Source organism: Comamonas testosteroni (genome assembly GCF_000761245.1).
GTDB lineage: Bacteria > Pseudomonadota > Gammaproteobacteria > Burkholderiales > Burkholderiaceae_C > Comamonas > Comamonas testosteroni_C.
On record NZ_AWOR01000032.1, the window covers coordinates 150,206 to 176,611 of the forward strand.

Here is a 26,406-nt window from a genome sequence, read left to right on the forward strand (position 1 = left end):
CAAATTCAGCAAACGCCGCGCCAAGCGCGGCACCTCTCGCACAGTCCTGAGTGACAACGTCAAACAGGGGCCTGTGCCCCAAAAGCAAACCGCCGCACGTTGCCGCGCGGCGGTTCAAATACATTACCGCAGATTATGCCGTGTTTGCTGCGGCACAAATCCGGTAAAAACCCGGCAGCCCTTGCGGGCTGCTTCGGGCGTCAGGCTTTTCAGGCCTTGGTCAGCATGGCATGCAGCTCTTGCACCGAGTGCACGTCCAGACTGCCACGCATGGCCTTCATGCCTTCGACGGCAGCTTCCGCGCCGAAGATGGTGGTGAAGGTGGTCACGCGTGCCAGCAGCGCGCTGGTACGGATCTGGCGCGAGTCGGCGATGGCGTTGCGACGCTCTTCCACGGTGTTGATGACCAGGGCGATTTCGCCGTTCTTGATCATGTCCACGATGTGGGGGCGGCCCTCGGTGACCTTGTTCACGGTCTGCACCTCGACACCGGCCTCGGCAATCGCCGCAGCCGTGCCGCGTGTGGCGCACAGGCTGTAGCCCATGGCAACCAGTTCCTTGGCCACGGCCACGGCACGGGTCTTGTCGTTGTTCTTCACCGACAGGAAGACCTTGCCTTCGGCAGGCAGGTGCACGCCGGCGCCCATCTGACTCTTCACAAAGGCTTCGCCAAAGGTCTTGCCCACGCCCATGACTTCACCGGTGGACTTCATCTCGGGGCCGAGAATGGTGTCCACACCGGGGAACTTCACGAACGGGAACACGGCTTCCTTGACGCTGAAGTAAGGCGGCGTGACTTCCTTGGTGATGCCCTGCTCGGCCAGAGTCTGGCCGGCCATGCAGCGCGCAGCCACCTTGGCCAGTTGCACGCCAGTGGCCTTGGAGACGAAAGGCACGGTGCGCGAGGCACGGGGGTTCACTTCCAGCACGTAGATTACGTCCTGGCCGTCCGCTTCCTTGATGGCGAACTGCACGTTCATCAGGCCCACCACATGCAGGCCTTCGGCCATGGCTGCGGTCTGGCGCTTGATTTCAGCGACGGTTTCGGCCTTCAGGTAGTAAGGAGGCAGCGAGCAGGCGGAGTCACCGGAGTGCACGCCGGCTTGCTCGATGTGCTCCATCACGCCGCCGATGTACACGGCGCCGGTCTTGTCGCGCACGCAGTCCACATCGCACTCGATGGCGTTGGACAGGAAGTGGTCCAGCAGCACGGGAGAGTCGTTGGAGACCTTCACGGCTTCGCGCATATAGCGCTCGAGGTCGCGCTGCTCGTGCACGATTTCCATGGCTCGGCCGCCCAGCACATAGGAGGGACGCACCACCAGGGGATAACCCAGGCCGGCAGCCTTTTCCAGGGCTTCGGCTTCGGTACGCGCAGTGGCGTTGGGAGGCTGGCGCAGACCCAGTTCGTTGAGGAGCTTCTGGAAGCGCTCGCGGTCCTCGGCGGCATCGATCATGTCGGGCGTGGTGCCGATGATCTTCACGCCTTCGCGCTCCAGGCCCAGAGCCAGCTTCAGAGGCGTCTGGCCACCGTACTGCACGATCACACCTTCGGGCTGCTCCACGTCCACGATTTCCAGCACGTCTTCCAGCGTCAGGGGCTCGAAGTACAGGCGATCGGAAGTGTCGTAGTCGGTGGACACGGTCTCGGGGTTGCAGTTGACCATGATGGTTTCGTAACCATCTTCGCGCATGGCCATGGCCGCGTGCACGCAGCAGTAGTCAAACTCGATACCCTGGCCGATACGGTTGGGGCCACCGCCCAGCACCATGATCTTCTTCTTGTCCGTGGGAGCTGCTTCGCACTCTTCGTCATACGTGGAGTACATGTATGCGGTGTTGGAAGCGAACTCGGCAGCGCAGGTGTCCACGCGCTTGAACACGGGACGCACCTTCAGCGCCTTGCGCGCTTCGCGCACGGCCTTGTCGCTGGTGTGCAGCAGCTTGGCCAGGCGGCGGTCCGAGAAGCCCTTTTGCTTGAGGCTGCGCAGGGTCTGCGCATCCAGAGCCGCCAGAGCGCCTTCGCCCTTGGCTTCGTAGAGCGTGTCCAGCTCGAGTTCGATCTTGACGATCTCTTCGATCTGCACCAGGAACCACTTGTCGATCTTGGTGATGTTGTGCACTTCGTCCAGCGACCAGCCGGCAGCGAAAGCGTCACCCACATACCAGATGCGATCGGGACCGGGCTCGCCCAGTTCCTTTTCCAGGATTTCGCGGTCCTGGGTCTTTTCGTTCATGCCGTCCACGCCCACTTCCAGGCCGCGCAAGGCCTTCTGGAAGGATTCCTGGAAGGTACGGCCGATGGCCATCACTTCGCCCACGGACTTCATCTGCGTGGTCAGGCGGTTGTCGGCAGCGGGGAACTTCTCGAAGGCGAAACGCGGGATCTTGGTGACCACGTAGTCGATCGAGGGCTCGAACGAAGCGGGGGTCTTGCCGCCGGTGATTTCGTTCTTGAGCTCATCCAGCGTGAAGCCCACGGCCAGCTTGGCCGCGATCTTGGCGATGGGGAAGCCCGTGGCCTTGGAAGCCAGTGCCGAGGAACGCGAGACGCGGGGGTTCATCTCGATGACGATCATGCGACCGTCCTTGGGATTGACCGAGAACTGCACGTTGGAGCCGCCCGTGTCCACACCGATTTCGCGCAGAACGGCCAGAGATGCGTTACGCATGATCTGGTATTCCTTGTCGGTCAGTGTCTGGGCCGGCGCCACGGTGATGGAGTCACCGGTGTGCACGCCCATGGGGTCCAGGTTTTCGATGGAGCAGACGATGATGCAGTTGTCAGCGGTGTCGCGCACCACTTCCATCTCGTACTCTTTCCAGCCCAGCAGGGATTCTTCGATCAGCAGCTCGTTGGTGGGCGAAGCCTCCAGACCGCGCTTGCAGATGGTTTCAAATTCCTCGGGGTTGTAGGCAATGCCGCCGCCGGTGCCGCCCAGCGTGAAGCTGGGGCGGATGACGGTGGGAAAACCCATCTGCTTTTGCACGGCCCAGGCTTCGTCCATGGAGTGGGCGATGCCGGAGCGCGCGGAGCCCAGACCGATCTTGGTCATGGCGTCCTTGAACTTCAGACGGTCTTCGGCCTTGTCGATGGCTTCGGGCTTGGCGCCGATCAGCTCGACCTTGTACTTGTCCAGCACGCCGTTCTTCCACAGGTCCAGTGCGCAGTTCAGTGCGGTCTGGCCACCCATGGTGGGCAGGATGGCATCGGGACGCTCCTTGGCGATGATCTTCTCGACCGTCTGCCAGGTGATGGGCTCGATGTAGGTGACGTCGGCCGTGGCCGGGTCGGTCATGATCGTGGCGGGGTTGCTGTTGATCAGGATGACCTTGTAACCCTCTTCGCGCAGGGCCTTGCAGGCCTGCACGCCGGAGTAGTCAAACTCGCAGGCCTGACCGATCACGATGGGACCGGCGCCAATGATCAGAATGCTTTTAAGGTCGTTGCGCTTAGGCATTGTTGTGTTTCTCCATCAGCGCTGTGAAGCGGTCAAACAGATAGCCGATATCGTTGGGGCCGGGCGATGCTTCGGGGTGGCCCTGGAAGCAGAAGGCAGGCACATCGGTGCGCTCCAGACCTTGCAGCGTGCCGTCGAACAGGCTGATGTGCGTGGCGCGGGCGTTGGCGGGCAGCGACTCGATCTCCACCGCAAAACCGTGGTTCTGGCTGGTGATGCTGACGCGGCCGGAGTCCAGCTCCTTGACGGGGTGGTTGGCGCCGTGATGGCTGTTCTGCATCTTGAAGGTCTTGGCACCGGAGGCCAGAGCCATGATCTGGTGACCCAGGCAGATGCCGAACAGAGGCATCTTGGCCGCCATGATCTCTTGCGCAGCGGCAATGGCGTAGTCGCAAGGCTCGGGATCGCCAGGGCCGTTGGACAGGAACACGCCGTCCGGGTTCAGGGCCAGCACGTCCTTGGCGGGCGTCTGGGCAGGCACCACGGTCACGTCGCAGCCGCGCTCGGCCAGCATGCGCAGAATGTTCTTCTTCACGCCGAAGTCGTAGGCCACGACCTTGAACCTGGGCGCTTCGAGCTTGCCGTAGCCTTCGCCCAGCTTCCACTCGGCCTCGGCCCAGGGATAGGACTTGTCGGTGGTCACGACCTTGGCCAGATCCAGACCCTTCATGCTGGGGGCTGCCTTGGCGGCGGCGATGGCCTCGTCGATCCTGGCCTGGGTGACTTCTTCACCAGCGGCCAGACCCACAATTGCGCCGTTCTGCGCGCCTTGATCACGCAGCAGTCGCGTGAGCTTGCGGGTGTCGATGTTGGCGATGGCGACGGTCTTACCTTCGCTCAGGTACTCGGACAGCGTCTGGGTGCTTCGGAAGTTGCTGGCCAGCAAAGGCAGGTTCTTGATGATGAGACCTGCGGCATGGATCTTGTCAGCTTCGACGTCTTCAGGATTGACACCGTAGTTGCCGATGTGCGGATACGTGAGCGTCACGATCTGCTGGCAATAGCTGGGGTCTGTGAGGATTTCCTGGTAGCCGGTCAGCGAAGTGTTGAAAACGACTTCGCCAACAGTGGTGCCTTGCGCACCAATCGAGTTGCCAATAAAGACCGTGCCGTCTGCGAGCGCCAGAATGGCGGATGGGAAATTTCCCTTGAGAGACAAAAGCACTGGGTTCTCCGGTTTTTTAATTACGGTTACGCCCAACGAAGCCCCGGCATGTGTGCTGGGACGTTTGTGTCTGCAGGGAATGGCGAGGAAGCGTCGCTAGGCGTATGAAGGAATGCTTGAAAGCCGCCCATTATAGGCTCTGTCCGCTTCACCCCTTTGAAGCGCCCCGGGATTACCCTCTACGGCGTAGCATGCTTACGCTGCTCGCATGCAGGCAGATCGCGGCGGCAGCGGCCACATTGAGTGACTCCTCACCTCCGGGCTGCGCAATGCTGATGTGGTGGCTCGCCATCTCCATCAGCGCATCGCCCACGCCCTGCCCCTCATGGCCCATGGCCCAGGCACAGGGCCATGGCAGGTCTGCCTCATGGATCAATGCCCCCTGATGGGAGCTGGTCACTACCAGGGGCACTTGCAGACCTTGCACATCATCGACCGATGCCGCCTCGACCAGATGCAAACCGAAGTGAGCACCCATTCCGGCGCGAAGCACCTTCTGGCTCCACAGTGCAGCCGTGCCCTTGAGCGCCACGACCTGGGTAAAGCCAAAGGCCGCAGCACTGCGCAAGATACTGCCCACATTGCCGGCATCCTGGACGCGGTCCAGCACCACGGTGGCAACGCCCGGCTGCACCTGCACACCCGCATCCCAGTCCATCACATAGCCCATGCGGGCGGGAGACTCCAGAGCGCTGATCTCGTCGAACAAGGCATCTGCCAGCACCACCACCTTGCTGGCGACCTGCACCCACTCTTGGGGCGCCTGAGGCCAGAAAGACTGCGCAAAAACAGCAACCTTTGGCTTCAGACCCCGCACCAGGGCCGCACGGCAGAGATGGTCGCCCTCAAGCCAGAGCTGCCCCTGTTTGCGATAGGCCGTGCTGTCCTGGGACAGACGGCGCAGTTCTTTGACGAAAGCGTTGTCGCGCGAATGAATGTCCGTGACCTGGGGGCGTGCAGCCATGTCGACCTCTGAGAAAAAACAAAAACCCGGCATGCAAGCGCCTGGCCGAGCTTGAAACAAGAACACGACTTACGCAAAACGGGTTCAGGCAAGACGGCTGCCTCAAAAGGCAGGCCGTTGTGGCATTCCTGTTTGCGTAAGCCCCAAAGAAGATAGAACGCCCGAGGCGGCCCTGCGCTGCACTCGGGAATGCAGACAATGTCGATCAGGCGCGCATCAGACGTAGAGCGATGCCTGCGACATCAGCAAGCTCGAAGTCACCCCCGAGAGTCCGGTCTCGCAGAGCACGGGCTGGGCCATGCCGCCCGCGCACACCTGGCCTGCCTGCAGCACCTGGGCCACGGGCGCAAAGGAGCGCCGGTGCTCGGCCGTCGCACCATGGGCGCGCAAGGCCTGCAGATGTGCAGCCGTGCCATAGCCCTTGTGGCCAGCAAAGCCGTACTGCGGATACTGGGCGTCCAGGCGTTCACACCAACGGTCGCGCGTGACCTTGGCCAAGATGGAAGCCGCCGAAATGGCCTGCACCAGCGAGTCTCCCTTGACGATGGCCTCGGCCTGCACATCGATCTGCGGCAGCTGGTTGCCATCCACCAGCACCAGCACGGGCTTGAGGCGTAAGCCCAGCACCGCGCGGCGCATGGCCAGCAGCGTGGCCTTGAGGATGTTGATCTCGTCGATCTCCTGCACCGAGGCCTGCGCTATGCAAAAGCACAGCGCCTTGGCGCGGATTTCGTCGTAGAGCACCTCGCGGCGATTGGCCGTGAGCTTCTTGGAGTCGTTCAGCCCGGCAATCGGCTTCATGTCGTCCAGGATGACGGCGGCCGCCACCACCGGGCCGGCCAGCGGGCCGCGCCCTGCCTCATCCACCCCGGCGACCAGCCCGGGCGGATGCCAGGGCAGGCAGCCTTGCTCAAGCAGCGGGGGTGGCAATGATTTTTTGGATCGCATGGGCAGCCAGTTCGGCAGTGTCGCGGCGCAGTTCGTGATGTAGCGCGGTGAAGCGCTCAACCAGCGCTTCAATGGTGGCAGGAGAATCCTGGCTGGCTCTGAGCCAGCCCAGCGCGGCCTGAGCCAGTGCCTCGGGCGTAGCCGCATCCTGCAGCAGCTCGGGCACGACAAAATCGCCGCACAGAATATTGGGCAGCCCCACCCAGGGCTGGAGCTGCTTGCGCTTCATCAGGCGCCAGCTCCAGGGGTGCATGCTGTAGCTGATGACCATGGGACGCTTGTAGAGCGCGGCCTCCAGCGTGGCGGTGCCGCTGGCAATCAGCGTGCAGTCGCAGGCCGCCAGCACATCGTGGGACTGGCCCTTGACGATCAGGCAGCGGTCCTGCATGCCGGCCTCGGCCGCAATGCGCTGCACTTCCTCGTAGAGCGAAGGCACGGCAGGCACGACGATGCGGGTCTGCGGCAATGCCTTCTGGACCAGCGCTGCCGCCTTGAAAAAGCCTGAGGCAATGTAGCGCACCTCGGAGCGGCGGCTGCCGGGCAGCAAGGCCAGCACCGGGCCCTCTTCGGCCAGGCCCAGGCGCGCACGCGCGGCCGCTCTGTCGGGATGCAACGGAATCACCTGCGCCAGCGGATGACCGACGTAGGTGGCTTCGATGCCATGCTGGGCCAGCAACTCGGGCTCGAAGGGAAAGATGCACAGCACATGGTCGGCCGCACGGCGGATTTTCTCCACGCGATCGGCACGCCAGGCCCAGATCGAGGGGCAGACAAAGTGCACGGTCTTGATGCCGGCTTCGCGCAAGCTGGTTTCCAGCCCCAGGTTGAAGTCCGGCGCATCCACACCCACAAACACCGAGGGCGGATGCGCAATCAGGCGCTGACGCAGCTTTTTGCGAATACCGAGCAGCTCGGCCACGCGCGCCAGCACTTCCCAGCTGTAGCCGTGCACGGCCAGGCGCTCTGACTGCCACCAGGCATCAAAGCCCCGCTCCTGCATTCTGTCGCCGCCTATGCCCATGGAGCTCGCATCGGGCCAGCGCTGACGAAGACCGTCCAGCAACAGCGAAGCCAGCAAATCGCCCGAGGCCTCACCCGCCACCATGGCAATGCTGGGTGCTATTGAATTTGTAGCTACTTGCGTTTGCTTATCGGGCATTTCAGAGCCATTCACGTCTCAAACTCAGATAGGGACAGCGCGAGCTGCTATCAACGTGTAATGCCGTTGCTTGCCGAGGCCAGAAAGGACTGCATGAAGTCCACGTCCTGCACGGCTTCAGGCGTTGCCGACTTGATCGCATCCATGGCCGCAATGGCATGCTCCAGCGTCAGACCCTGGCGGTACAGCAGCTTGTGCATTTCACGCACGGCTGCAATGCGTGCATCCGAGAAGCCACGACGCTTGAGTCCGATCAGATTCACGCTGCGCGCGGCCAGCGGATTGCCATCCACCGTCATGAAGGGCGGCACATCCTTGTTCACATGGGCCTGAAAGCCCACCATGGCATGTGCGCCGATGCGCATGCGCTGCAGCACACCGGTCAGGCCCCCAATCGTCACCCAGTCGCCGACATGCACATGGCCTGCCAGCGTGGTGTTGTTGGCCAGCGTGGTCTGGTTGCCAATGATGCAGTCATGCGCGATATGCACATAGGCCATGATCCAGTTGTCATTGCCGATGGTCGTCTCGCCGCGATCCTGCGCAGTGCCCGTGTTGAAGGTACAGAACTCGCGCACCGTGTTGCGGTCGCCCATCACCAGACGCGTGGGCTCGCCCGCGTACTTCTTGTCCTGGGGCTGCGCACCCAGCGACGCGAACTGGAAGATGTGGTTGCCTTCACCAATGGTGGTGTCGCCTTCGATCACGCAATGCGCACCCACCTTGCTGCCGGCGCCAATGCGCACCCTGGGGCCGATAACCGCATACGGCCCCACCGACACCGAGGTGTCAAGCTCGGCCGCAGGGTCCACCACGGCGGTGGGATGAATCAAGCTCACAGCCGCCATCAACGCTTATCCCACGTGACGCATGGTGCACATCAGCTGGGCTTCAGCGGCCACTTCGCCATCCACGCTGGCGACGGCGTTGAACTTCCAGATTCCGCCGCGCACGCGGTCGATGGTGATCTCCAGAGCCAGCTGGTCTCCCGGCACCACAGGGCGCTTGAAGCGAGCCGAGTCGATGCCCACGAAATAATAGATATTGTTTTCATCGGGCACCTGGCCCATGGCGTCGAAGGCCAGCAAGCCGGCCGCCTGAGCCAGAGCTTCAAGAATCAGCACGCCGGGCATGACGGGACGACCGGGGAAGTGACCGGTGAAGAACGGCTCGTTGAACGTGACGTTCTTGATCGCCTTGATGCGCGTGTTGCGCTCAAGCTCCAGCACCCGGTCCACCAGAAGAAAGGGATAGCGGTGAGGCAGTTGCTTGAGAATTTCTTGAATATCCATCATCAATTTCCGTTGTTGCTTTGCCGGCCCTCTGCCAGCGCTTGTTCAAGCTTCTTGACGCGCTCGCGGAGCGTGTACAACTGCCTGAAGGTTGCAGCGTTCTTTTCCCATTGCTCGTTCTCTTGCAACGGAAAGATGCCTGTATAAAAACCTGCCTTGGGCAAGGAGCGAGTGACCATGGAGGTCGGCGAAATCACCGTACCGTCCGCAATCGTCAAATGCCCCAGAATATTGGCAGCTCCACCAATCTGGCAGCGCTTGCCGATGCGCGCACTGCCGGCAATGCCGGCATTGCCGGCAATCACCGTATGCGCACCAATGTGCACATTGTGGGCAATCTGCACCAGATTATCGATCTTGACGCCGTCTTCAATGACGGTGTCATCAAGTGCCCCACGATCCACGCAGGTGTTGGCGCCGATTTCCACATCGTTGCCGATGCGCACGCCCCCCAGTTGCTCGATCTTTTCCCATTGGCCCGCCGAAGGCGCGAAGCCGAAGCCGTCGGCACCGATGACCACACCGGGATGCAGAATGCAACGCTCGCCCAGCACACAGCCCTGGCCGATGGTCACACGCGATTTCAGCACCGTATCGGCACCGATGACGGCACCTGCCTCCACCACACATTGCGGCCCCACATAGGCACTTTCATGCACCTGGGCTGTGGCATCCACCACCGCACTCGCATGGACGCCGCGCGGCCTGCCGCCCAGCTGGTGCGCCTTCCACCACTGGGTGGCACGTGCGAAATAGGCATAAGGATCGGCCGCGACAATGCAGGCGCCACGCTGCGCCGCTTCATCACGCATCGTCGGCGCCACAATGACACAGGCCGCCTGTGAGGCGGCCAGTTGCTGGCGATAGCGGGGATTGCTTAAAAAGCTCAGATCACCGTGACCCGCAGAGTCCAGTGGAGCGATGCGCGAGATAGGCATCTCGCGCTCGCCACCGACCAGTTCTCCACCGAGCGCATCGAGAATCTGTCCCAATAGAACGCTCACAAAAGTATCCTTGGGATTACTTTGCGCCGTTCAGGGCCTTGATGACCTTGTCGGTGATATCGAACTTGGGGTTGATATACACGGCCTCTTGCAGGATGACGTCGTACTTTTCAGTCTCGGCCACTTGCTTGACAACCTTGTTGGCACGGTCGAGCACCGTGGCCAGCTCTTCGTTCTTGCGGGCGTTCAGGTCTTCCTGGAATTCACGGCGCTTGCGCTGGAATTCACGGTCCTGATCCACCAGCTGACGCTGGCGCGAAGCGCGCTGGCTCTCGGACATGGTAGTAGCTTCACGCTCGAACTTGTCCGAAGCAGTCTTCAAGGAGTTGCCCTGATCGACCAAATCCTTTTCACGCTTAGAAAACTCCTGCTCAAGCTTGGCTTGGGCAGCCTTGGCAGCGGATGCCTCACGGAAGATGCGATCCGTGTTCACAAAACCGGCCTTGAATTCCTGTGCATGCGCAGAGACGGCCATGGCGCCAAGCAGCACAGCCAAAGAAAGATGGCTAGAGAGAGATTTCATTAGAAAGATGTTCCGATTTGGAATTGCAGTTTCTGGATTCTATCGCCGGTTTCCTTACGGATTGGCTGAGCATACGCCAAACGCAGAGGACCCAGCGGCGAAATCCAGCTGATACCGATACCGGTGGAAGCACGCAAGGTCCCCAGATCCATGCTTTCACCTTCCGCCCACACATTACCCACGTCCACAAAGCCGAACAGACGCAGGGTTCTGTCGTTGCCGGCACCGGGGAATGGAACCATGAATTCACCATTCAGGGTCAGCTTGCGGGTACCACCCAAGGCCAGATTCGTGTTCACGGAATCGTGCTTGCCCAAAGAGCCTTGCTCGAAACCGCGCACCGAGCCCAGACCGCCCGAGTAGAAGTTCTTGAAGATGGGATAGGGATTGCCGCCCAGGCCCTTGCCCCAGCCCAGCTCGCCGTTCAGGGCGATCGTGTACTTCTTGTTCAGCGGGATATATTGCTGAATCTGGTAGTTGGCCTTTGCATAGCGCATATCGCTCATGAACGAGGCTTCCAGATTCACGCGCTGATAGCGGCCGGCATTCGGAGCCAGCGCGCTGTCGCGATTATCACGAGACCAGCCCAGCGTCAGGGGAATGCCGGTCTTGGAGCAGCCGACATTCGCGCCCACGGCCCCGCCGCAATACTCGTTGTAGACCTCGGGCATATACGTGCCAGGCTTGATCTCATTGCCTTCGACACCGGCACCGAAGAAGATGGTGTCCACTTCGCTGAAGGGCACGCCGAAACGCACGCTGGCACCCTTGGTGATGATCTTGTAGGCGCCATCGTCGTAGTAGGGACGGATGGTGCGGTAGTACAGGTCATAGGTGCGCGAGATACCGGTATCCGTGAAGTACGGATTGGTTGTCGACACCACCATGGTGCGGTTGTACTTGCTGGTGTTGATGTCCAGGCCCAGATAGTTGCCCGAGCCGAACACGTTTTCCTGCTTGATGCCGAAGGACAGCGAGACCTTTTCAGCGCTGGAAAAACCTGCGCCCAGCTGGATCGAGCCTGTAGGCTTTTCCACCACGTTGATCATCAGATCGACCTGGTCGGGAGAGCCGGGCACTTCCTGGGTTTCAATTTCGACCTGGGTAAAGAAGCCCAGACGGTCCACACGGTCGCGCGACAGCTTGATCTTCTGGCCGTCATACCAGGAGGCCTCGAACTGGCGGAACTCGCGGCGAATCACTTCGTCGCGGGTCTTGTTGTTGCCGCTGACGCTGATGCGACGGATATAGGCGCGACGCGAAGGCTGTGCCTGCAACACGATGGCCACACGATTGTTGGCGCGATCGATCTCGGGCACGGCCTCCACCTTGGCGAAGGCAAAACCGAAATTGCTGTAATAGTCGGTAAAAGCCTTGACGGTCTCGGAAACCTGGTCGGCGTTATAGGGCTCACCGGGCTTGATCTTGACTAGCGACTTGAACTCGTCGTCACGATCGAGGTAGTTGCCTTCGAGCTTCACGCCGGAGACCACATACTGATTGCCTTCGTGAATATTCACGGTCAGGCCGATATTTTGCTTGTCCGGAGAAATGGCAACCTGTGTGGACTCCACACGGAACTCCAGATAGCCGCGCTGCAGATAGTAGGAGCGCAGCGACTCCAGGTCGGCATTGAGCTTGTTGCGCGCATAACGGTCAGACTTGGTGTACCAGCTCATCCAGTTGCCGGTGTCCTGGTCGAACAAGTCCTTGAGCGTCGATTCCTTGAAGGCCTTGTTGCCCACAATGTGGATTTCGTTGATCTTGGCCGGCTCACCTTCGGAGACGGTGAAGGTCAGGTTCACTCGGTTGCGCTCGATAGGCGTCACCGTGGTCACCACTTCAGCGCCATACAGGCTGCGGTTGATGTACTGGCGCTTGAGCTCTTGCTCTGCGCGATCAGCCAGCGCCTTGTCGAAAGGACGGCCATCGGCCAGCCCCACGTCACGCATGGCCTTGAGCAAAGTGTCCTTGTCGAACTCCTTGGTGCCGGCAAAGTTCACCTCGGCAATGGTGGGGCGCTCTTCCACGACCACCACCAGCACATTGCCATTGGCTTCGAGGCGCACGTCCTTGAACAGACCCAGGGCAAACAGCGAACGAATGGCAGCAGCGCCCTTTTCGTCGTTGTAGTCATCGCCCACACGCAAAGGCATGGAAGCGAACACCGTACCGGGCTCCACTCGCTGCAAACCCTCGACGCGGATATCTTGAACTTTGAAGGGCTCCAATGCCCATGCCGCTTGCGCAGCTAAAACCATAGCAGCCAGGGCAGTTGCAGAGCGCACGCCCAAGCGATTGAAATGTTTTTTCATGAGTGGAAATCGCCGCGAATGCGGCCTACCGTAGCGGTAAAAATTAGCCCCAGAGCCGGTTTATATCGTTGAAAAAGGCGACTGACATCATCAGCAATATGACTGCGACGCCTGCACGCTGCAGTCTTTCAGCCCAGACATCAGAGACACTGCGCCCCGTCAAACCTTCCCAAAGATAATACATCAGGTGCCCACCATCCAGAACGGGCAATGGTAGCAGGTTGAGAACGCCCAGGCTGATGCTGATAAGCGCGAGGAATGACAGGTATTGCACCAACCCCATGCTGGCGGACTTGCCTGCATAGTCTGCGATCGTCAAAGGACCGCTGATATTCTTGAGCGAGGCCTGACCGATCAGCATGCGCCCCATCATGCGCAGTGTCATGGAGGACAGCTCCCAGGTCTTGTGCACACCGGCACTCAAGCCATCCAGAAAGCCATGGCGCACCAGCACCATCTCGGGCTGGCTGCCAATAAAGGCGTTCACACGTGCAGTTGCAGCTTGTCCATCCTTGCCAGGTACTATTTCCGGCTGCACCTGCAGATTCAGACGCTGGCCCGTACGCTCCACAACCCAGGCCTGCGGCTCAACTTGACCGGATGCACCCGAGGCACGAATCGCAGCACGCGCCTGAGCGCCATCCTGAGCTGCCCGGCCATCGATGCTGAGCAACACATCGCCTTTTTGCAGACCCGCCTTTTCTGCCGGGCCACCTGCAACAACCTCTTCTATGACCGGACGACTCCAGGCTCCCTGCAGCCCGACCTTGTCAAAGAAAGCCGCATCTGGTTCCTTTTGTTGCAAAGAAGCGAGATCGAGCGGCACGACACGCGCCGCGCCATGCTCTTGCGCTGCCACCTCCAACTGCAAGGTTTCACCTTCAATGGCAGCTGTCGTCACCAGCCAGCGCAAATCACCCAGAGCACGCACAGGCTGCCATTCCTGGCCACCCACAGAGGCACGCTGCACCCAGTCGCCACTTTGAATACCGGACCGATGCAGCAACGAGCCCTCCGGAGGAGCCGCAAGTCGGGCTGCAGGCTCGTTGGTACCCACCCAGTTGACCACCGTCAGCAGCGCCACGGCCAGCACCAGATTGGCCGCAGGTCCCGCGGCAACAATGGCTGCACGTGAACGCAGGGGCTGGTTGTTGAAGGCCAGATGTTTTTCCTCGGGCCTGACCTCGCCCTCACGCTCGTCAAGCATGCGCACATAGCCACCCAGAGGCAGCGCCGCAATCACATACTCGGTGCCCGACTTCTTGCCGACCCAGCGCAACAGCGGCTTGCCAAAGCCCACGGAGTAACGCAGCACCTTGACACCGCAGGCCACCGCAACGCGATAGTGGCCCCACTCATGTACCGCAATCAGAACGCCGAGCGCCACGATGAAAGCCACAACCGTCAGCAACACCTGAAACTCCTTAATGCCAATCAATGCTTGGAGTGTGCAGCAGGCCGCAAGTTCAACCGCAACGCCTCAAGCACCCGAACTCAACGCCAGATCAGCGCGCCCACTGCCTCGCTATGTCAGCCGCACGCTCGCGCGCTCGCTCATCGAGCACCATCAACTCTTCCAGACTGCCTACGGCACCAGGTTGAACGGATTCCAGCGTCTGCAGATTGACGGCATGAATGCGGTCAAACGACAGGCGACGCTCCAGGAATGCGGCGACCGCCACTTCGTTCGCTGCGTTGAGCACCGTGGTCGTGCCCTCGGGCGCGCGCAGCGCCTGCCAGGACAGATGCAGGCCCGGAAAGCGGTGCGCATCCGCCTCCTCGAAGGTCAGCGCCGCCAGCTTGGCGAAATCCAGCACAGGTGCGCCGCTCTCGATGCGCTCAGGCCAGGCCAGACCGCAGGCAATCGGCACGCGCATATCGGGCGTACCCAGCTGAGCGAGTACGGACGCATCCTTGAACTGCACCATGGAGTGCACGATCTGCTGCGGATGGATCACCACCTTGATCTTCTCGGGCGCCATATCGAACAGCCAGCGCGCCTCGATCACCTCCAGCGCCTTGTTCATCATGGTGGCCGAGTCCACCGAGATCTTGCGCCCCATGGAGAAGTTGGGGTGCGAGCAAGCCTGCTCGGGCGTGATCTCGGACAGAGTCGCCGGATCACGCTGGCGGAACGGACCGCCCGATGCCGTCAACAGCAAGGAGTCGACGCGATCAGCCCATGTGCTGCTGTCTTCGGGAAGGCACTGGAAGATGGCCGAGTGCTCGCTGTCGATGGGCAGCAAAGTGGCGCCATGACGCTTGACAGTATCCATGAACAGCGCGCCGCCCACCACCAAGGCCTCCTTGTTGGCCAGCAGCAGACGCTTGCCGGCCTTGGCGGCCGCCAGACAGGGCGCCAGACCAGCCGCGCCGACAATCGCACCCATGACGGCATCCACATCAGGATGCGACGCAATCACTTCAAGAGCATCCCGCTCCTGAAGAACCTGTGTTTGAAGTCCGTTTTGCTTGATTGCCTCAGCCAGTTGACGCGCATGAGGCGCACTGGCCATCACAGCGAACTGCGGCTTGAACTGCGCGCATTGCCTGAGCATCAGATCCACTTGCGTGGCTGCGCTCAGCGCGAAGATTTCGTATTGTTCAGGGTGGCGCGCCACCACATCCAGGGTATTGGTTCCGATGGAACCGGTAGAACCCAGAACCGTGATTTTCTGCTTCATGGATGCACAAAGGATGAGAGCATCATCGCCAACGGCAGTGTGGGCAGGAGGGCATCAATGCGATCCAGGACACCACCATGGCCGGGCAGCAAGCCGCTGCTGTCCTTGACACCGACGCTGCGCTTGATGAGGGATTCGACCAGGTCGCCCACCACACTCATCGCAGCCATAAACACCGCAGCCAGCAGCAGGAACCAAAGTCCGCGCGACTGCAGCACCGAATAGAAACTGGGAACACCAGCGCTGTAGTGGCGATCAGCCCAGCTCCAGACAAGAGCCAGAACAGTCACCCCCAGCATGCCGCCCCAGACACCCTCCCAGCTCTTGCCGGGACTGATGGAAGGCGCAAGCTTGTTCCTGGTGAACTTCAGGCCGAAAGTGCGGCCCGCAAAATAGGCGAAGACATCGGCCACCCAGACCAGCACCAGCACCGACAGCAGGAAGTTGATGCCGATATTGCGCGCCTGCACCACGGCCAGCCAGGCCAGCCACAATGCCAACACGCCGCCGACCAGACGAACTGCAGCTGGAATATGCGGCCAGCCAGCCACGCCAGCGCGCAGCAGCAGCACGCCCCCCAGCACCCAGAGGGAGCCCGCAATCAGCCACATCGTGGGCAGCGGCTGAGCAACCCAGCCTGCCCACCAGGAGCCGGCGCACAGCGCCGTACAGACAGCCCCCAAGCCCAGCGAGCCTGCCTGTCCAAAACCATTGAGTCGCCCCCACTCCCAGGCACCAGCCGCCATGAACAACAGCATCAGTGCGGCAAAGGGCACGGTGCTGGCCGTATAAAACAGTGCCGGCAGCAAAATGGCCAGCAAAATCAAGGCGGTAATGACGCGCTGCTTGAGCATGGCACCTCTTATGGTTAAACCGTCAAGGTGACGGTAGATGATGGTTGAATCTGCTCGGAAGTCTGGCCGAAGCGGCGCTCACGACCGCCAAACACGGCAATGGCCTCGTCAAGAGCCGCCTCGTCGAAGTCAGGCCACAGGGCATTGCTGAAGAAAAGCTCTGTATACGCAGCCTGCCAGAGCAGGAAATTGCTGATGCGAGTTTCACCGCCGGTGCGGATCATGAGATCAGGATCCGGCACATGGGCCAAGGCCATGGCCCTGTCCAGATTCTCGGGAGTCAGCTCCAAGCCCTGGGCCACCAGCTTCTGTGCAGCCTGGGCAATATCCCAGCGGCCACCGTAGTTGAAGCAGACGTTGAGAACCAGACGCGTGTTGTGAGCGGTGATGCGCTCGGCCTCTGCCAGGCCCTCCCGAACCTTGTCGCTCAGCCCCTGACGGTCGCCAACAAAGTACAGGCGCACTCCGTCGCGGCTGAGTTGAGCGACTTCCTTGGCCAGGGCATTGGCCAGCAGGCTCATGAGGCCCGAGACCTCTTCCTGTGGTCTGCTCCAGTTCTCGGAGGAAAACGCAAACACCGTGAGCACCTGCACGCCACGCTCGACGCAGGCGCGAGCGCAGCGGCGCAGGGACTCTACACCCTGCTTGTGACCAGCAAGACGTGGAAGCAGACGGCGCTTGGCCCACCGTCCGTTGCCGTCCATGATGACGGCGATATGGCGCGGAACCGCGCCGTTTTTCTTGGATGTCAAAAGTGCAAGTCCTTTGAAAAGACTCAGACCGCCATGATGTCCTGTTCCTTGGCCGCCACCAGCGTATCGACCTCGGCAATATGCTTGTCGGTGATCTTCTGGATTTCGGCTTCGGAGCGCTTCTGATCGTCTTCAGAGGCTTCCTTGTCCTTGACCAGCTTCTTCACGCCTTCGTTGGCATCGCGGCGCAGGTTGCGAACGGCAATCTTGGCGTTCTCGCCTTCGTTGCGCGCCAGCTTGGTCATTTCCTTGCGGCGCTCTTCGCTCATGGGAGGCATAGGCACGCGAATCAGATCGCCCATGGAGGCGGGGTTCAGGCCCAGATCGCTCTCGCGAATGGCCTTTTCCACCTTAGCAGCCATGTTCTTTTCCCAAGGCTGCACGCTGATCGTGCGGGAATCCAGCAAAGACACATTGGCCACCTGGGACAGAGGCACCATGGAGCCGTAGTACTCGACATGAATGGCATCCAGCAGCGCGGGATTCGCACGGCCGGTACGCACGCGAGCCAGGTTGTTCTTCAGAGCCTCGATGGACTGACCCATCTTGGTTTCGGTGTTCTTTTTGATTTCAGCGATCGTCATGTTCTTGTTCCTTTGCGGGCATGTGGCGGCAAAACGCTCAAGCGTACACCAGAGTGCCTTCGTCTTCACCCATGACCACGCGCTTGAGTGCGCCGGGCTTGACGATGGAGAACACGCGAATCGGCAGCTTCTGGTCGCGGCACAGCGCGAAAGCCGTTGCATCCATGATGCCCAGATTGCGCGAGATGGCCTCATCGAAAGCCAGCTTGTCGTAACGGGTGGCCGAAGGATCCTTGACCGGGTCAGCCGTGTACACGCCATCCACCTTGGTGGCCTTGAGCACGACTTCGGCGCCGATTTCAGCACCACGCAGCGCAGCGGCCGTGTCGGTGGTGAAGAAGGGATTGCCCGTACCGGCAGCAAACACCACGACCTTGCCCTCTTCCAGGTACTGCAGCGCCTTGGGACGCACATAGGGCTCGACCACCTGCTCGATACCGATGGCGGACATCACGCGAGCCGTCAAACCCTGCTTGTCCATGGCATCTGCCAGAGCCAGGGCGTTCATCACCGTGGCCAGCATGCCCATATAGTCGGCAGTCGCACGGTCCATGCCGACCGAGCCGCCTGCCACGCCGCGGAAGATGTTGCCGCCGCCGATCACCACGGCAACCTGCACACCCACCTTGGTCACTTCCACTATCTCAGCCACCATGCGCTCGATGGTTGCACGGTTGATGCCGAACTGGTCATCTCCCATTAACGCCTCCCCCGACAGCTTGAGCAAGATGCGCTTGTGGGCTGGAATGGCGTTGGACATGGTGTTTCTCCGATGGAAGTTGAATGAGTATGAAAACGGGAGGGGAATAAATCAATCGCGGCTCTAGGCCGCGATTGTTGCTAAGGCTTAAGCACCAGCCTTGGCTGCTGCCACCTGGGCAGCCACTTCAGCGGCGAAGTCGTCAGTCTTCTTCTCAATGCCTTCACCCACGACATACATCGTGAACGCCTTCACATTGGTGTTGGCAGCCTTGAGCATCTGAGCCACGGTTTGCTTGCCGTCGGCAGCCTTCACGAAGACCTGGTCAGCCAGGGACACTTCCTTCAGGTACTTCTGCACGGAGCCTTCAACCATCTTGGAGACGATGTCAGCAGGCTTGCCCGATTCGGCTGCCTTGCCTTCGGCCACAGCACGTTCCTTGGCGATCAGGTCAGCAGGCACGTCAGCGGAAGTCAGAGCCACGGGCTTCATGGCAGCCACGTGCATGGCCACGTCCTTGGCAGCAGCAGCGTCGCCGTCGAACTCGACCACCACGCCAATGCGGGTGCCGTGCACGTAGGCAGCCAGGCCAGCGCCGCTGAAAGCCTTGAAGCGGCGGAAGGACATGTTTTCGCCGATCTTGCCGATCAGGCCCTTGCGCACGTCTTCCAGAGTGGGGCCGTAGCCGTCTTGTTCGTAGGCCAGAGCGCCCAGAGCGTCCAGGTCAGCGGGGTTGTGCTCAGCGACCAGCTTGGCAGCGGCGTTGGCCATGGCCAGGAAGCTGTCGTTCTTGGACACGAAGTCGGTTTCGCTGTTCACTTCGATCAGGCCGCCCTTGCCGCCGTCGATGAAAGCAGCCACAACGCCTTCAGCAGTCACGCGGGAAGCGGCCTTGCCAGCCTTGGTACCCAGCTTGACGCGCAGCAGCTCTTCAGCCTTGGCCATATCGCCATCAGCTTCTGTCAGAGCCTTCTTGCATTCCATCATGGGGGCGTCGGTCTTGGCGCGCAGTTCAGCGACCATGCTTGCAGTAATTGCCATCGTATTTCTCCAGTATCAGTTCGATTCGTTACAGGAATCCGGCTAAAAAAACGGGGCTACCTAGAGCCCCGCTTTTTCTCGCGATGCGGTCGCGCAGCCGGACTTCGCTTAGGCGGCGGACGCTTCCACTTCCACGAATTCGTCGCCGTTGTCACCAGCAGCAGCCTTCACCACGTCGTTCAGACGGGCTTCACGGCCTTCCAGGATCGCGTCAGCGATACCGCGGGCGTACAGCTCGACTGCCTTGGCGGAGTCGTCGTTACCGGGGATCACGTAGTCGATACCTTCGGGGTTGTGGTTGGTGTCAACCACGCCGACCAGAGGAATGCCCAGCTTCTTGGCTTCAGCGATAGCGATCTTGTGGAAGCCCACGTCGATCACGAAAATGGCGTCGGGCAGACCGTTCATGTCCTGAATGCCGCCGATGTCCTTTTCCAGCTTTTCCAGTTCGCGAACGAACATCAGCTGTTCCTTCTTGGACATGGATTCCAGACCAGCTTCTTGCTGAGCCTTCATATCCTTCAGACGCTTGATGGAGGTCTTGACGGTCTTGAAGTTGGTCAGCATGCCGCCCAGCCAGCGCTGGTCAACGAAGGGCACGCCAGCGCGCTTGGCTTCTTCAGCCACCAGCTCACGGGCCTGACGCTTTGTGCCCACCATCAGGATGGTGCCGCCGTTAGCAGTCAGCTGCTTGGCGAACTTCTGGGCTTCCTGGAACATCGGCAGGGACTTTTCCAGGTTGATGATGTGGATCTTGTTGCGGGCACCGAAGATGAACGGAGCCATCTTGGGATTCCAGAAACGAGTTTGGTGACCGAAGTGGACGCCGGCTTCCAGCATCTCGCGCATTGTTACTGCCATGTTAATTACCTCAAAGGTTGGGTCTAAAATCCGGCCCAACGATTGCAGCCGCCTTGAAAAAAGCGATCGCAACACCTTGAATAGGCCGGTTTGCTATTTGCCTTGCAGACTTAAAAGCAATTGTTGCAACACACAAAACGCCATCGCATCAACCACCTTCAGAGCTTTTCAAGTCAATCCTCACGGACTAACCCTTAGCAAAGCCGCAAAATTTTAGCACACTGCCATGCAACTCGACCTCAGTCACGTCGCTCTTGAGATTCGCGAAGGCCGCCAAAGCGCCGCAAACCTCATGCAAATGAGCATCGCTGCCGCGCAAAGCCCCTTGTGCACCAACGTTTTCAGCCAGACTTTTTTTGACGAGGCACGCTGGGCTGCTGCAGAAACGCCATCCACTACGCCCCTGGCCGGCCTGGCCATCTCGGTCAAGGATCTGTTCGACACGCAAGGCACGCGCAGCGCCGCCAGCTCCCTGGTGCTACAGGATGCGCCCGTCGCCCGGGCAGACGCCACAGCCGTCGCCCGCCTGCGCGCGGCAGGCGCAGCCATCATCGGCCGCACCCATATGGTCGAGTTCGCCTTTTCCGGCGTGGGCGTGAACCCGCATTTCGGCACCCCTGCCGCACTGGATGCCCGCCACCCTGCCAATCCCCAGCTGGCACCCACATGGCCGGCGCGCATTCCTGGCGGCTCCTCGTCAGGAGCGGCCGTGTCCGTCGCCAGCGGCGCCGCCTGGGCGGCACTGGGCTCGGACACCGGCGGCTCCATCCGGATTCCCGCCGCGCTCAATGGCCTGGTTGGCTTCAAAAGCACGGCCAGACTGGTCCCCACCGACGGAACAGTGCCTCTATCGCCCACACTGGATACCGCTTGCGCCATCACCCGCAGCGTGCGCGATGCCGTGCTGCTGCACGAGATACTGGCCGGGCGCAAAGTCGCCAAGGACGAACGTAGCCTGAGCCAGTGGCGTCTGGCAGTTCCGCGCCCCCTCTTCTTCGAACAGATCGAGCCTGCCGTGCGCAGCGCCTTCGAACGCAGCATCGCCAAGCTGCAGGCCGGCGGCGCACAGATCGAGTGGATTGACCTGCCCGAGCTAGAGGAGCTGGACGGCATCAACATCATCGGCGGCTTCTCGCCCACCGAAAGCTATGCCTGGCACCGGCGCCATCTGCAGGATCCCGCCAAAGCCGCGCTCTACGATCCCCGGGTGCGCTCGCGCATAGAACGCGGCGCGAGCATGAGCGCTGCCGACTATCTGGATCTGCTGGCCGCGCGCAAGCACTGGATTGCCAGGATGGAGAGCGCCATTGCCGGCTATGACGCCCTGCTCTCGCCCACCACGCCGATCACCGCCCCCACGATTGCATCCGTCGCCCCGGCCAACGGGATCGACGCCGCAGCCGACATCAAGCGTGACGAAGAATTCTTCCGCGTCAACGGCCTGCTGCTGCGCAATACCAGCGTGGTCAATATGCTGGACGGCTGCGCCCTGTCACTGCCGTGCCACAACCCGAACGAACTCCCCATGGGCCTGATGATCTGGCATGCCGCCCTGCACGACGATGCCATCCTGAATATCAGCGGGGACATCGAAGCCGTGCTCAATCGCAACTGACTTCCATTTTTGTAGCAATAACCGCTTATGGTTATTGCTCAACAAAGCAAAAATCATCAAAACCCACAAATGCGCAGCCGGAGGCTATCCTCGGACCATGCTGCGCATCTCCCCCACTGACACCCCGCCCGCCTCCATTTCCGCCGGTCAAGGCTGGCCGCTGTTCAGCACCGCCGCCACGCGGCAGATTGAGAAGGCTTGCGCCGACCGCCTGCCGCCTCACGCACTGATGGAACGCGCAGGCCTTGCCATCGCCAGACTGGCAATGGCAATAGCTCCACACGCACAGCGCATCTGGATTGCCTGCGGCCCTGGCAACAACGGCGGCGACGGCTTCGAGGCGGCGGCGCAGCTCAGGGCCATGCTGCCCCATGCGCAAATCATGGTCAGCGAAGTGCGCGCACCTGCCGAACTTCCGCCCGATGCACAGATTTCCAGGAACAAAGCCTTGCAGGCTGGCGTGCAATGGCTCAATGACGCCTCCGTCGATCTGGGACCACAAGACCTGTGCGTCGACGCGCTGCTGGGCATAGGACTGAGCCCGCGCACTTCCGGCAAGACCTCGACTGCCGATCAGCGCCTGCTGCAGTTGCTGGCCCAGGTTCAGCATTGCGCCTGCAACGTACTCTGTGTAGACGTTGCTTCAGGCCTCGATGCCGATACCGGTCAATATCTGAGGGAATTCGCACCTGGCCATATCGCCGCCGACCAGCGACGCCACACGCTTGCCTTGCTGACCCTGCAGCCCGGTCTGTTCACCGGTCAGGGCCGCGATGCCTGCGGACAAATCTGGTGGGACGACCTGAGCTGCGACATTGCCAGCGCTCCCGACGCACCGAACTCGCCCGCCCCAGCCGCTGCAGCACAGCCCACAGCGCATCTGAGCAACCCAGGCCTTGCCTCCTCAAGAGCACGCCCGCACGCCAGTCACAAAGGCAGTTTTGGCGATGTGGCCGTGCTCGGTGGCGAAGGCCTGGGCTTGCGCGGCCTGTCGATGACGGGCGCAGCCTGGCTGGCGGCACTGGCTGCACTGCACGCCGGTGCCGGCCGCGTCATGCTGGCCTTGCTGGACGAGCAATCACCGCAAGGCATTGCGCCCTGGCCGGAAATCATGTTGCGCCGGCCCGCCGCGCAGGACTGGAGCCAGGCCACCGTGGTCTGCGGCTGCGGTGGCGGCGAAGCCGTGCAGGCCTGGTTGCCCCACATACTGGCACAAGCACCACAACTGGTGCTGGATGCCGACGCACTCAACGCCGTTGCGGCCAGCCCGGCACTGGCACAGCAGCTGAGCCAGCGCGCCGCACGCCAGCAAACCACGGTATTGACCCCCCACCCGCTCGAGGCCGCGCGCCTGCTGCAAACCAGCACCGCTCAAGTACAAGCCAACCGCCTTCAATCCTGCCTGCAGCTGGCCAGCAAATTTCAGTGCACGGTGCTGCTCAAGGGCTCGGGCACGGTTGTTGCCAACCCGCAGCGGCAAGTCTGGATCAATGCCAGCGGCAATGCCCGCCTGGCCACGGGCGGCACCGGCGATGTGCTTGCCGGATTGATAGCAGCGCTATGGGCACAGGGTCAAAGTGCCGATATGGCAGCGACCCAGGCCGCATTCCGCCATGGCCACATTGCAGATTGCTGGCCTGCCGAACGCCCATTCAGCGCCAGTGCATTGGCTCTGCGTCTGGGCAATCAATAAACTACCAAAAACAAAGGCCTTGCCATTTTCCGGCAAGGCCTTTCAGCTCTTGATAGGAGAGCAATCAGCGCTCAGTCTTGCGTCTGCTCGTCCTGCTTGCCGGCGCAGCCTTGGCACCTGCCGCGGGCTGGGCCGCAGCCTTTACAACTTTGGAAGCCGACTTCGCCACAGGCTTCGCTGCGACCTTCGTTGCGGGCTTTGTTGCGGGCTTTGTTGCGGGCTTTGCGACCGACTTTGATTCGGGCTTTACCGCAGCCTTGGCAACAGAGATGGCCGGAGCATCAGGCGCAAGCAGGGCTGCAACCTTTTTCCTGCCTGCCGCCTTGCGCGGCTTGGCCTGCTGCACCGCAGTGACGGACTCCATCACAGGCACAGGCTCAGGCTTAGGCGCGGCGTGCTCTTGTGCGTACTCTGCCTCCAGTGCGGCCAGATTCACGCTTTTCAGCATGGCTTTCTTGGCTGCCTTTCGACCCTGCTTGGCGCGATCGGGCTCGGGTGCAGAAGCCGGACCCGCAGCAGCATTGCGCTGCGCACGATTGGCCTTGGCATCGCGGCGACTCCACTTGTCGGCATAGCCGCCCGCACTGCGCTCGTCACGTGACTCGCGGCGACCACGCCCCTCATCCTTGACTTGACCACGTCCGCTGCGCGGTGTTTGCACCAAGCCATCCTCGCCATCGCGAACCAGGCGGAAGTCGATGCGACGTCCGTCCAGATCCACGCGACTGACCTGCACCCGCACTCGTGCGCCGATGCCATAACGAACACCCGAGCGCTCGCCACGCAACTCCTGCCGGGCTTCGTCAAAGCGGAAGTAGTCGCCGCCCAGCTCGGTGATATGCACCAGGCCTTCCACATACATGGCATCCAGCGTCACAAAGACTCCGAAGGTCGTGACCGAGGACACCGTGCCCGCGAACTCCTCGCCCAGATGCTCGCGCATGTATTTGCACTTGAGCCAGGCCTCCACATCGCGGCTGGCCTCGTCGGCGCGGCGCTCGTTGGCACTGCAGTGCAGGCCGGCAGCCTCCCATGCCTGGAATTCCTTGGCCGCCGAGCGCTTGCGCGGCTTTTGCCCCGGCTCGACCACACGCGAAGACAAGCGCTTGGCCATCTTTGCTTCGGCTTCACCCGGCGTGGGCAAGCTGGGCAGCTTGTAGTGTGTGCCGCTCAGCTCAGCCTTGATCACGCGGTGCACCAGCAAGTCCGGATAACGACGAATCGGGCTGGTGAAGTGGGTATATGCCTCAAAGGCCAGGCCGAAGTGTCCCGAGCCTTCCGGCGTATAGAAAGCCTGCATCATGGAGCGCAGCAGCATGGTGTGAATCTGCTGCGAGTCAGGACGGTCCTTGGTGGCATTGGCAATCTGCTGAAACTCCTTGGTCGAAGGGTTTTCGCTGATGCTCATGCTCACACCCATGGCCTTGAGGTAGTTGCGCAGAATTTCCTGCTTTTCCAGCGAAGGCTTGTCGTGGACGCGGAACAGGCCAAGCTGCCCGCTTTGGTCGATGAAGTCTGCGCTGCAGACGTTCGCCGCCAGCATGGCCTCTTCAATCAACTTGTGCGCATCGTTGCGAGTGCGCGGCACGATTTTTTCGATGCGGCCGTTGTCATCGCAGACGATTTGCGTCTCGGTCGTCTCAAAGTCCACAGCACCGCGCGCCTCGCGCGCCTTGAGCAGGGACTGGAAGACGCCATACAGATTCAGCAAATCCTGCACGCGCTCCTTGCGCTTGGCCGCTTCTGGGCCACGCGTATTGGCCAGGATTGCAGCCACCTCGGTATAGGTGAAGCGCGCATGGCTATGCATTACCGCCGGGTAGAACTGATAGGCGTGAATCTCACCTTGCGCCGTGATCAGCATGTCGCAGACCATGCACAGCCGATCGACGTCGGGGTTCAAGGAGCAAAGCCCGTTGCTGAGCTTTTCCGGCAGCATGGGAATCACTCGGCGCGGAAAGTACACGCTGGTGGCGCGATCGTAAGCATCCACATCAATGGCGCTGCCTGTGGTCACATAGTGACTCACATCTGCAATCGCAACCAGCAGGCGCCAGCCCTTGCTGCGCCCCACCTTGGCGGGCTCGCAATACACGGCATCGTCAAAGTCGCGCGCATCTTCGCCATCAATGGTGACCAGAGGAATATCGGTCAGATCAATGCGGTGCTTGTAGTCTGCGGGTCGGACTTTTTCGGGCAGAGCCTTGGCTTGCTCGAGACAGGCATCGGAGAAGATATGCGGCACGCCATACTTGCGCACCGCAATCTCGATTTCCATGCCGGGGTCATCCACTTCGCCCAGCACTTCGATGATGCGCCCCACAGGCTGACCGAACAGCGCCGGCGCCTCCGTCAGCTCCACCACCACCACCTGCCCCGGCTTGGCCGCGCCTGTGGCGTTGGCAGGAATCAGGATGTCCTGGCCATAGCGTTTGTCTTCAGGGGCCACAAGCCAGACACCGCTTTCCTGCAGAAAGCGACCAATGATGGGCTGATCGGGACGCTCCACGATTTCCACCACACGCCCTTCAGGGCGACCGCGATGATCATGACGGGCAATGCGCACCTGGACCCTGTCCTTGTGCAGCACCGCACGCATTTCATTGGAGGGAAGGTAGATGTCACGCTCACCATCGTCGCGGACGACAAAGCCGTGACCGTCACGATGGCCCTGCACAGTGCCCAAAATTTCTTCGTTCATATCGGCAACTTTTGCGCGAGGGTTCATTTTTTTGATATACAATCTATGTCTTTCCTGAGATGCCCAGGTGGCGGAATTGGTAGACGCACT

General features: G+C 61.1%; 21 protein-coding genes. 2 read left to right on the top strand and 19 right to left on the bottom strand.

Annotation, left to right across the window (positions count from 1 at the left end; genetic code table 11):
* Positions 1-209: 209 nt before the first annotated feature.
* The 18 genes from carB to rpsB form a co-directional block, all read right to left on the bottom strand.
* A complete protein-coding gene (gene carB / locus P353_RS07385) occupies positions 210-3,461 on the bottom strand; it encodes a carbamoyl-phosphate synthase large subunit (RefSeq protein WP_034367342.1) in 3,252 nt (1,083 codons plus the stop codon).
* Positions 3,454-4,626, bottom strand: coding sequence for a glutamine-hydrolyzing carbamoyl-phosphate synthase small subunit (gene carA / locus P353_RS07390; protein WP_034367344.1), 1,173 nt, complete (start codon positions 4,624-4,626; stop codon positions 3,454-3,456). The genes carB and carA overlap by 8 nt, the downstream gene beginning before the upstream one ends.
* Before the next feature lie 172 nt (positions 4,627-4,798).
* Entirely contained in the window at positions 4,799-5,590 is a 792-nt protein-coding gene (locus tag P353_RS07395; RefSeq protein WP_034367421.1) for a TrmH family RNA methyltransferase, read from the bottom strand.
* 216 nt (positions 5,591-5,806) lie between these two features.
* Positions 5,807-6,538, bottom strand: coding sequence for a ribonuclease HII (rnhB, locus tag P353_RS07400; RefSeq protein WP_034367347.1), 732 nt, complete (start codon positions 6,536-6,538; stop codon positions 5,807-5,809).
* Complete coding sequence (lpxB, locus tag P353_RS07405; protein WP_034367350.1) at positions 6,501-7,697, bottom strand: lipid-A-disaccharide synthase; 1,197 nt, start codon at positions 7,695-7,697, stop codon at positions 6,501-6,503. The genes rnhB and lpxB overlap by 38 nt, the downstream gene beginning before the upstream one ends.
* A gap of 50 nt (positions 7,698-7,747) precedes the next feature.
* Positions 7,748-8,536, bottom strand: coding sequence for an acyl-ACP--UDP-N-acetylglucosamine O-acyltransferase (gene lpxA, locus P353_RS07410; protein ID WP_196354033.1), 789 nt, complete (start codon positions 8,534-8,536; stop codon positions 7,748-7,750).
* A gap of 15 nt (positions 8,537-8,551) precedes the next feature.
* On the bottom strand, positions 8,552-8,992 hold the full coding sequence (gene fabZ / locus P353_RS07415) for a 3-hydroxyacyl-ACP dehydratase FabZ (RefSeq protein WP_003053425.1): 441 nt from the start codon (positions 8,990-8,992) through the stop codon (positions 8,552-8,554).
* A complete protein-coding gene (gene lpxD, locus P353_RS07420; RefSeq protein WP_034367357.1) occupies positions 8,992-9,993 on the bottom strand; it encodes a UDP-3-O-(3-hydroxymyristoyl)glucosamine N-acyltransferase in 1,002 nt (333 codons plus the stop codon). Before lpxD ends, fabZ begins: the two co-directional genes overlap by 1 nt.
* 16 nt (positions 9,994-10,009) lie before the next feature.
* Entirely contained in the window at positions 10,010-10,516 is a 507-nt protein-coding gene (locus P353_RS07425; protein ID WP_034367360.1) for an OmpH family outer membrane protein, read from the bottom strand.
* Positions 10,516-12,831, bottom strand: coding sequence for an outer membrane protein assembly factor BamA (bamA, locus tag P353_RS07430; protein WP_034367364.1), 2,316 nt, complete (start codon positions 12,829-12,831; stop codon positions 10,516-10,518). The genes P353_RS07425 and bamA overlap by 1 nt, the downstream gene beginning before the upstream one ends.
* 43 nt (positions 12,832-12,874) lie before the next feature.
* The gene (gene rseP / locus P353_RS07435) at positions 12,875-14,245 is read right to left on the bottom strand and encodes an RIP metalloprotease RseP (RefSeq protein WP_034367423.1); all 1,371 of its coding nucleotides are present in this window, start codon (positions 14,243-14,245) and stop codon (positions 12,875-12,877) included.
* Positions 14,246-14,336: 91 nt separating this feature from the next.
* Positions 14,337-15,515: a 1-deoxy-D-xylulose-5-phosphate reductoisomerase gene (gene ispC / locus P353_RS07440; protein WP_034367367.1), complete on the bottom strand. Its 1,179-nt coding sequence runs from the start codon at positions 15,513-15,515 to the stop codon at positions 14,337-14,339.
* Complete coding sequence (locus tag P353_RS07445) at positions 15,512-16,369, bottom strand: phosphatidate cytidylyltransferase (protein WP_034367369.1); 858 nt, start codon at positions 16,367-16,369, stop codon at positions 15,512-15,514. The genes ispC and P353_RS07445 overlap by 4 nt, the downstream gene beginning before the upstream one ends.
* Positions 16,370-16,383: 14 nt before the next feature.
* Entirely contained in the window at positions 16,384-17,121 is a 738-nt protein-coding gene (gene uppS, locus P353_RS07450) for a polyprenyl diphosphate synthase (protein WP_034367372.1), read from the bottom strand.
* 23 nt (positions 17,122-17,144) lie between these two features.
* Entirely contained in the window at positions 17,145-17,705 is a 561-nt protein-coding gene (frr, locus tag P353_RS07455; RefSeq protein ID WP_003067379.1) for a ribosome recycling factor, read from the bottom strand.
* 37 nt (positions 17,706-17,742) lie between these two features.
* Positions 17,743-18,465, bottom strand: a complete 723-nt coding sequence (gene pyrH, locus P353_RS07460) for a UMP kinase (RefSeq protein WP_003053409.1) — start codon at positions 18,463-18,465, stop codon at positions 17,743-17,745.
* Between the two features lie 87 nt (positions 18,466-18,552).
* Entirely contained in the window at positions 18,553-19,446 is an 894-nt protein-coding gene (gene tsf, locus P353_RS07465; RefSeq protein ID WP_003067381.1) for a translation elongation factor Ts, read from the bottom strand.
* Positions 19,447-19,554: 108 nt separating this feature from the next.
* Positions 19,555-20,307 (bottom strand): 30S ribosomal protein S2, encoded by a 753-nt coding sequence (rpsB, locus tag P353_RS07470; RefSeq protein ID WP_034367375.1) that lies wholly within the window; start codon positions 20,305-20,307, stop codon positions 19,555-19,557.
* A gap of 226 nt (positions 20,308-20,533) precedes the next feature.
* Between rpsB and P353_RS07475 the strand changes: the two genes are divergently transcribed.
* Positions 20,534-21,922, top strand: a complete 1,389-nt coding sequence (locus tag P353_RS07475; RefSeq protein ID WP_034367378.1) for an amidase — start codon at positions 20,534-20,536, stop codon at positions 21,920-21,922.
* A 97-nt stretch (positions 21,923-22,019) separates the two neighbouring features.
* Positions 22,020-23,615 carry an NAD(P)H-hydrate dehydratase gene (locus P353_RS07480; protein ID WP_034367425.1) on the top strand — a complete coding sequence of 532 codons (1,596 nt, stop codon included), beginning with the start codon at positions 22,020-22,022 and terminating at the stop codon, positions 23,613-23,615.
* Positions 23,616-23,679: 64 nt separating this feature from the next.
* Here the strand turns inward: P353_RS07480 and rnr are convergent, their stop codons facing one another.
* Complete coding sequence (gene rnr, locus P353_RS07485) at positions 23,680-26,343, bottom strand: ribonuclease R (RefSeq protein ID WP_034367379.1); 2,664 nt, start codon at positions 26,341-26,343, stop codon at positions 23,680-23,682.
* Positions 26,344-26,406 lie beyond the last annotated feature (63 nt).

Excerpts from the sequence above, each read along its gene's own strand:
- pyrH (WP_003053409.1), bottom strand. The coding sequence starts at position 18,465 with ATGTCCAACGCCATTCCAGCCCACAAGCGCATCTTGCTCAAGCTGTCG.
- bamA (WP_034367364.1), bottom strand. The coding sequence starts at position 12,831 with ATGAAAAAACATTTCAATCGCTTGGGCGTGCGCTCTGCAACTGCCCTG.
- P353_RS07395 (WP_034367421.1), bottom strand. The coding sequence starts at position 5,590 with ATGGCTGCACGCCCCCAGGTCACGGACATTCATTCGCGCGACAACGCT.
- frr (WP_003067379.1), bottom strand. The coding sequence starts at position 17,705 with ATGACGATCGCTGAAATCAAAAAGAACACCGAAACCAAGATGGGTCAG.
- ispC (WP_034367367.1), bottom strand. The coding sequence starts at position 15,515 with ATGAAGCAGAAAATCACGGTTCTGGGTTCTACCGGTTCCATCGGAACC.
- rnhB (WP_034367347.1), bottom strand. The coding sequence starts at position 6,538 with ATGCGATCCAAAAAATCATTGCCACCCCCGCTGCTTGAGCAAGGCTGC.
- rpsB (WP_034367375.1), bottom strand. The coding sequence starts at position 20,307 with ATGGCAGTAACAATGCGCGAGATGCTGGAAGCCGGCGTCCACTTCGGT.
- P353_RS07475 (WP_034367378.1), top strand. The coding sequence starts at position 20,534 with ATGCAACTCGACCTCAGTCACGTCGCTCTTGAGATTCGCGAAGGCCGC.
- carB (WP_034367342.1), bottom strand. The coding sequence starts at position 3,461 with ATGCCTAAGCGCAACGACCTTAAAAGCATTCTGATCATTGGCGCCGGT.
- fabZ (WP_003053425.1), bottom strand. The coding sequence starts at position 8,992 with ATGATGGATATTCAAGAAATTCTCAAGCAACTGCCTCACCGCTATCCC.
- rnr (WP_034367379.1), bottom strand. The coding sequence starts at position 26,343 with ATGAACCCTCGCGCAAAAGTTGCCGATATGAACGAAGAAATTTTGGGC.
- lpxB (WP_034367350.1), bottom strand. The coding sequence starts at position 7,697 with ATGCCCGATAAGCAAACGCAAGTAGCTACAAATTCAATAGCACCCAGC.
- P353_RS07480 (WP_034367425.1), top strand. The coding sequence starts at position 22,020 with ATGCTGCGCATCTCCCCCACTGACACCCCGCCCGCCTCCATTTCCGCC.
- tsf (WP_003067381.1), bottom strand. The coding sequence starts at position 19,446 with ATGGCAATTACTGCAAGCATGGTCGCTGAACTGCGCGCCAAGACCGAC.
- P353_RS07425 (WP_034367360.1), bottom strand. The coding sequence starts at position 10,516 with ATGAAATCTCTCTCTAGCCATCTTTCTTTGGCTGTGCTGCTTGGCGCC.
- P353_RS07445 (WP_034367369.1), bottom strand. The coding sequence starts at position 16,369 with ATGCTCAAGCAGCGCGTCATTACCGCCTTGATTTTGCTGGCCATTTTG.